We start from the raw sequence: 6,416 nt of genomic DNA on the forward strand, positions 1-6,416 counted from the left end.
ATATGCAGGGTGTGTTCATGATGATCGCCCGCGCGTCGCTCGGGCAGGGCCAGCCCTCCTTCGCCGCGCGGGCGATCATCATGAACACACCCTGCATATCCTCGGGCAGCAGCGAGGCGCGCGCCGAGACATCCTGCCAGGCGTCATCCCCAGCCATGTCGGAGCCGAGGCCGGCGCGGGCGCGCGTCAGCATGCGGCGGAAGGCGGGCAGGTCCGGCACGACTGAGGCGAGGCCCTCGATTCGGCAGCGGACCACGAACTCCTGATAGAGCACGCCGATGACACGGAAGCCGGCGTCGGGCTGCGCCAGCACGGCGCGCAGGACCCGGTCCACCCGCTCCCGCCGCTCCGCCAAGTCCTCGGCGCTGATCGGCGGCTCCACCGGTTCGGGGCGGATTTCCAGTGCCGCCGATTTCGCCGCCATCAGCTGGTCGAGCAGATCCGGCGACGACCGGCGCTGCGGCCGGACAGTTTCCGGCGGCGGCGCTGCCAGGATGATGGCGCGGGCATCCTCCAGTGCTGCTTCCGGCAGCGGCATCAGCCGCGGGGTGCCGTTGCGTGGACTTGTATCGGTCGGGCCGATGCGCAAGCCCAGCGGTCGGCGCGACAGCGCCGGGCCGAGCGCCATGAACTGCCCGCGCTCCAGGTCCCGGAAAGCCTCGGCCTGCCGCCGCTCCATGCCCAGCAAGTCGGCCGCGCGGGCCATATCAATGTCCAAAAAAGTTCGGCCCATGAGGAAATTGGAGGCTTCGGCGGCGACATTCTTGGCGAGCTTGGCCAGCCGCTGGGTGGCGATGATCCCGGCAAGCCCGCGTTTGCGGCCACGGCACATCAGGTTGGTCATGGCGCCGAGCGAGAGTTTGCGCGCCTCGTCCGAAACCTCACCGGCGACGGCCGGCGCGAAGAGCTGCGCCTCGTCCACCACCACCAGCATCGGGTACCAGTGGTCGCGGGCGACCTCGAACAGTCCGCCGAGGAAGGCAGCGGCGCGACGCATCTGGTTCTCGGCGTCGAGCCCTTCGAGATTGAGCACCGTGGAAACGCGATGGATGCGCGCCCGCTCGCCGGCGCTCTGCAGGCCGCGCTCGGTATGCTCCTCGGCATCGATTAACAGATGGCCGAAACGGTCGCCCAGCGATACGAAGTCGCCTTCGGGATCGATGATGGTCTGCTGCACCCAGGGGGCACTCTGCTCCAGCAGCCGGCGCAGCAGATGCGATTTGCCGGAGCCCGAATTGCCCTGCACCAAAAGGCGGGTCGCCAGCAGTTCCTCAAGATCCAGTGCCGCCGGGGCGCCTGCGGTCGTGTGGCCCATCTCGATCGCAACGGTCATGTCTCGACTCTCCTTGGGGAGAGGGCTTATCAACCGCATCACAGCCCGTCGAGCGCCCATGGCCGACCGCTCGCTGTTGCGCACAGCTGTACGCTGCACGCGACGTCAGTTCGCCGAGGTAAGCATCACGCGATCATGCGCGAGAGGCTGCCGCCTGATCAGGATGATTGCCGAGAAAGCCAGTATGCCGAGCATGCCGACCGCAGCGGTCAACCAGAGCGATGGTTGGACGCCGATGCCTGCCATCGCCGTGGCAAGGGCAAAGGGCGCAAGCGCTGAAGAAAACTGACGCGCGGCCGTCACCCAGCCGAGCCGGGCGCCGTAGCGCTCCCGCCCGAACAGTTCCAGGGGCAGCGTGCCGCCGACGATGCTGGCGAGGCCCGAGCCCAATCCAAACAGGATGACGAAGGCGATGGCGCCTGGCAGCGATGGTGTCATCGCCAGCAGGACGAGAAGGCCGGGCGGCAGCAATGTCGCGCCGATCACCGCGAGCCAAGTCTGTGCCAGCCGGCCGCCGAACAGCATGTTGATCAACCGGCTCGCCACCTGGGAGGGCCCGAAAAGCGTGGTTACGACGAGCCCGGCGGAGCCAAGCCCGAGCGCCGTCGTCAGCGGCACCATGTGAACGAGAATCGAGGACAGCACGAACCCCTCGATCGCGAAGCCGCCAAGCATGAGCAGAAACACTCTGCTGCGGTCGCGTGGCGTGAAGGCACGGCCTGCCGGCGCGACGGCCGCAGGTGTCGGTGAGGCGCTTTCGTCTGTCCGACGCGACAGCCGTGCCAGCCAGGCATGGATAGGCAGGCAGATGGCGACATTGATGCCGGCAAAGACCAAATAGACCTCGCGCCAGGTCAGGTGTTCGTGCAGCGCAGCCGTCAACGGCCAGAACAGGGTGGAGGCGAAGCCGGCGATCAGCGTCAGATGGGTGATGCTGCGCTGCGCCCTGGCTCCGCCGATCTGGACGATCGCGACGAAAGCGGCGCTGTAAAGCACGAAGGCGGACGCCAGCTCCATCGCCACCAGAGCCAGCACAAAGCTCACCCGGCCGGGTGCTAGCGCGCAAGCGACGAGCGCTGCTGCGGCAGCAAGCGAACCAAAGGTCATCACCCGGCCGGCGCCGAAACGATCGGCCCAGCGCCCGGCTGTCGGTGCAAACAGGCCACCCACCAGCAGCGACGCCGACAGGGCGCCGAAAACCCATTGTTCCGGCCAGGCGAATTCGAGCGCGATCGACGGCACCAGGATACTGAAGCTGTAATAGAGCGTGCCATAGCCGATGATCTGCGTCAGCCCCAACGCCCAGAGCGCGGCAGCCGGGATCTTCCGGTCGCTCATCGAGCGGCGATCTCGAGATCGCCGCTGCGCACTGCTGCGATCGCTTGCGTGCTGCCGCAGCCGCAGCCTGACTTGCCGCTCGCCTTCGCCTTGGCGTCGTCGACACAACAGGCATCGACAGCAGCCGGCGCCGGCCCGCCGCAGCAACCCTGGGACGACGCGCCTGAAAGTGACGCCGGCACAGTGCAGACGCCGGTCTCGGGCAACTCCAGCTGCACGGCATCGGCCGCAGCCATGTCGCCGGCGAGCGCCGCGGCGACCGAGCGGACCTGCTCATAGCCGGTCAGCAGCAGGAACGTCGGCGCCCGGCCGTAGCTTTTGACGCCGACCGTGTAGAAATCGGGCTCGGGGTGGCTGAGCTCGCGATGACCATGGGGCGGGACATCGCCGCAGGAATGTTCATTGGGGTCGATGAGCGGCCCCAGCGCCTTGACGCCTTCGAGCCACGGATCAAGGTCCAGCCGAAGCTCGCGGGTCAAGGTGAGATCAGGGCGCTGACCGGTCGCGGCGATAATCCTGTCGACGAGGCCGAGCGTGTGCAATCCGTCTTTTGTCTGGCCTTCGACAACCAGGCGGCCGTCGACCTCGCGAATGGCAACCGTGGCAAAGCCCGTCACCAGCCGCACGCGGCCGCTCTCGGCGAGATGCCGGACATCCGAACCGAGTTCGCCCCGCGCCGGCAAGGCGTCGGCATCGCCGCCGCCGTAGATGCGGACAAGGTCGGTGCCGCGCGTCACCCAAAGTGCCGAGGTGCCCGGTTCGGTTTGCGCAAGCTCCGCCAATTCGAGCAAGGCATTGGCAGCGGAATGGCCGGCGCCCACGACCAATGTCGTGCGGCCTGCATAGAGATGACGGTCCCGTCCGAGGACATCCGGTATGCCGTAGGCAATGCGGTTTCCAAATTCCTTCTCACCTTCGGCCGGCAAGCCGCCCGCACCGAGCGGGTTCGGCGTTTGCCAGGTGCCGGACGCATCGATGACGGCACGGGCGCTGTCCCGGCGCGTGCCCTCGGCGGTTTCGACCAGAAGCAGGAACGGCCGCGTCTCCCGCGCCTTGCTCAAGACCTTGTCGGCTCCCCACCGGGAAATGGCGACAATGCGGGCATTAGTCTCGATCGACGGCGCCAGTTCGGAAAGCTTTGCGAGCGGCGCGAGATACTGGTGGACGATCTCGCCAGCCGTGGGGAACGCCTCCGGCTCCGGCATCTGCCAGCCGTGGCTCTCGAGAAGTTTTCGGGCGACCGCATCGACACAATAGCGCCACGGCGTGAAAACCCGCACATGACCCCAATCCAGAAGGTTCGACCCGACCGCGGAACCAGCCTCGTAAACCTTGACCGAAAGGCCGCGGCTGACAAGTTGGGCGGCAGCCGCCAGGCCGACCGGTCCGCCGCCGATGATGGCGACCGGGAGATTGCTGTTGGGAACCATAATGCACCTTCTATGCTTCTAGGATTATAGAAATATAGGCCAAAAAGAGTTACGCAGCAGCCTCGCCGACAGCCGGGCCGCATACGGCATCGGCACAACATTCATCGGCAAGAAAGCCGAGGAGATCGTTCATGACAGGGTAATTGGCACGGCAGATCAGCGTCGTTGCCTGGCGTTCCTGGGTGACCAGGCCGGTCAGGACAAGCCGGTGGAGATGATGCGACAGGGTCGACGCAGCGATGCCGAGGGCTTCCTGCAGATAACCGACCGGTCGTCCGGTTTCACCTGCCCTCACCAGCGTGCGATAAAGCTTCAGCCGCGTCGGATTGCCGAGCGCCTCGAGCTGTTTTGCTGCTTGTTCGAGTTTCATGGAAATACGCTAGCTCCCGCTGCCGGGTGTCGTCAAGTTCTATTTCCAAGATTATCGAAGAACTGGATTATACCTTCAGACGCGCCGCCCCGATGCATCGATCACCACTTCGCCGTCTTCCTTGGTGAACGGCCCGATATCCGGATTGGGCAGGATATCGAGAACGGCTTCGGACGGCCGAGCAAGCATGGTGCCGAGCGGCGTCACCACGATCGGCCGGTTGATCAGGATCGGATGCGCCAGCATGAAATCGACAATCTCGTCGTCGGTCCATTTGGGATCGCCGAGATTGAGCTCGGCGTACGTCGTACCCTTCTCGCGCAGCAATTCGCGCGGCGTCATTCCCGTCGCCTTGATCAGCTCGACCAGCCGTTCGCGCGACGGCGGGTTCTTCAGATACTCGATCACATCAGGCTCTTCGCCGGACTGCCGGATGATGGCGAGCGTGTTGCGCGAGGTGCCGCAGTCGGGGTTGTGGTAGATGGTGATGGTCATTTCGCGGCTCCCATCTGTCTGATTGGTTTGGGCTCGCTGAGCAGCCATCCTGCCAAGGCCATGGCAAGCAGCGCGCCCAGCAGCTCGGCGACGATGAACGCCGGCAGGTCAACAGGACGGATGCCCGCGAACGTGTTTGAAACCGCTCGCGCAATGGCGACCGCCGGATTGGCGAACGACGTCGATGCGGTGAACCAATAGGCCGCGGTGATGTAGAGGCCGACCAGCCAGGGAATCGCATCCGAACGGAAGCGAAGTCCCGCCAGAATGGTGAAGATCAGGCCGAAGGCGGCCACCAACTCCGCGAGCCATTGTCCGTTTCCGGTCCGCACGGTTTGCGAGATCTGTAGAATCGGCAGTTCGAACATGGCGTGCGCCAGCAGCGTCCCGGCAACGCCGCCGACAAGCTGGGCGATGACATAGGCCAGTGCGGCGTTCGCTTCGATTTCCCGCCTGAGGGCGAAAACCAGCGTCACCGCCGGATTGAAATGCGCCCCGGAAATCGGTCCGAGTATGGTGATCAACACCACCAAAATCGCTCCAGTCGGCAAGGTGTTGCCGAGCAGGGAAACAGCGACGTCGCCCGTCAGCCTGTCGGCCATGATCCCGGACCCGACAACCGTCGCGACAAGCATTGCCGTGCCGAGCGCTTCCGCGACAATGCGACGGGACAGGTCAACCGCCATATTAGCCGGCCTTCGGTAGATCGCGGCCGATTTCATCCAACCGTTTCTGCAGAGCGAGCCTGTCGATCGTGTTCATCGGCAGGCTGACGAAGATCGAGATCCGATTGTTGAGCATGCGATAGGCTTCGGCAAAGGCCAGATGTTTTTCGGCGTCGGTGCCTTCCACGGCGGCCGGGTCGGGCACGCCCCAGTGCGCCGTCATCGGCTGTCCCGGCCACACCGGGCAGGATTCATTGGCCGCATTGTCGCAGACGGTAAAAACGAAATTCATCTCGGCCGCGCCGGGAGCCGCGAATTCCTGCCAGTCCTTCGAACGGGCGAAGGACGTGTCGTGGTTGAGGGTTTTCAACAGCTGGAGCGCGTAGGGATGGACCTCTCCCTTCGGGTGCGATCCGGCCGAATAGGCCCTGAACTTGCCGGCGCCGACACGGTTCAGGATCGCTTCGGCGAGGATCGACCTCGCCGAATTGCCGGTGCAGAGAAAAAGCACATTGTATGGCTCGCTCATGGCGTAGTCCCTTCTAACAGTTGCACGTCACCGCCTGAATGACCGGCTGGCAGAGCTCCGGCGCGCCGCTGCAGCAATCCTCCATGAGATAGGCAAGGAGATTCCGAAAGCCGGTCATATCGGCGACGTAGCGGATTGTCCGGCCGTCGCGCTCGGCACGGACCAGGCCGGCATGGTCGAGGACCTTCAGATGCGCCGACATGGTGTTCTGCACCGTATCGAGGCGCGAGGCGATCTCGCCGGCCGGCACACCGTC

Annotated in this window: 8 protein-coding genes; all 8 read right to left on the reverse strand. The window is 65.0% G+C overall.

What is annotated here, in order from left to right; genetic code table 11:
- Positions 1-1,333 (reverse strand): ATP-binding protein (locus tag EOA86_RS17645; protein ID WP_164891801.1); only part of this gene is annotated, 1,333 nt, incomplete at its 3' end.
- Between the two features lie 105 nt (positions 1,334-1,438).
- Positions 1,439-2,671, reverse strand: coding sequence for an arsenite efflux MFS transporter ArsK (gene arsK / locus EOA86_RS17650; protein WP_128342823.1), 1,233 nt, complete (start codon positions 2,669-2,671; stop codon positions 1,439-1,441).
- Complete coding sequence (locus tag EOA86_RS17655; RefSeq protein ID WP_128342825.1) at positions 2,668-4,101, reverse strand: NAD(P)-binding domain-containing protein; 1,434 nt, start codon at positions 4,099-4,101, stop codon at positions 2,668-2,670. The genes arsK and EOA86_RS17655 overlap by 4 nt, the downstream gene beginning before the upstream one ends.
- Positions 4,102-4,150: 49 nt before the next feature.
- Entirely contained in the window at positions 4,151-4,471 is a 321-nt protein-coding gene (locus tag EOA86_RS17660; RefSeq protein WP_127208786.1) for a metalloregulator ArsR/SmtB family transcription factor, read from the reverse strand.
- Between the two features lie 75 nt (positions 4,472-4,546).
- Positions 4,547-4,966 (reverse strand): arsenate reductase (glutaredoxin), encoded by a 420-nt coding sequence (gene arsC / locus EOA86_RS17665; protein ID WP_065010234.1) that lies wholly within the window; start codon positions 4,964-4,966, stop codon positions 4,547-4,549.
- On the reverse strand, positions 4,963-5,652 hold the full coding sequence (locus EOA86_RS17670; protein WP_127208787.1) for an MIP/aquaporin family protein: 690 nt from the start codon (positions 5,650-5,652) through the stop codon (positions 4,963-4,965). Before EOA86_RS17670 ends, arsC begins: the two co-directional genes overlap by 4 nt.
- 1 nt (position 5,653) lies before the next feature.
- Positions 5,654-6,160, reverse strand: a complete 507-nt coding sequence (locus EOA86_RS17675) for an arsenate reductase ArsC (protein WP_065010236.1) — start codon at positions 6,158-6,160, stop codon at positions 5,654-5,656.
- Between the two features lie 13 nt (positions 6,161-6,173).
- Positions 6,174-6,416: helix-turn-helix domain-containing protein (locus EOA86_RS17680; protein WP_164891802.1), on the reverse strand; the 243-nt coding region annotated here is incomplete at its 5' end.

The organism is Mesorhizobium sp. M5C.F.Ca.IN.020.32.2.1 (genome assembly GCF_004023105.1).
Taxonomy (GTDB): domain Bacteria; phylum Pseudomonadota; class Alphaproteobacteria; order Rhizobiales; family Rhizobiaceae; genus Mesorhizobium; species Mesorhizobium wenxiniae.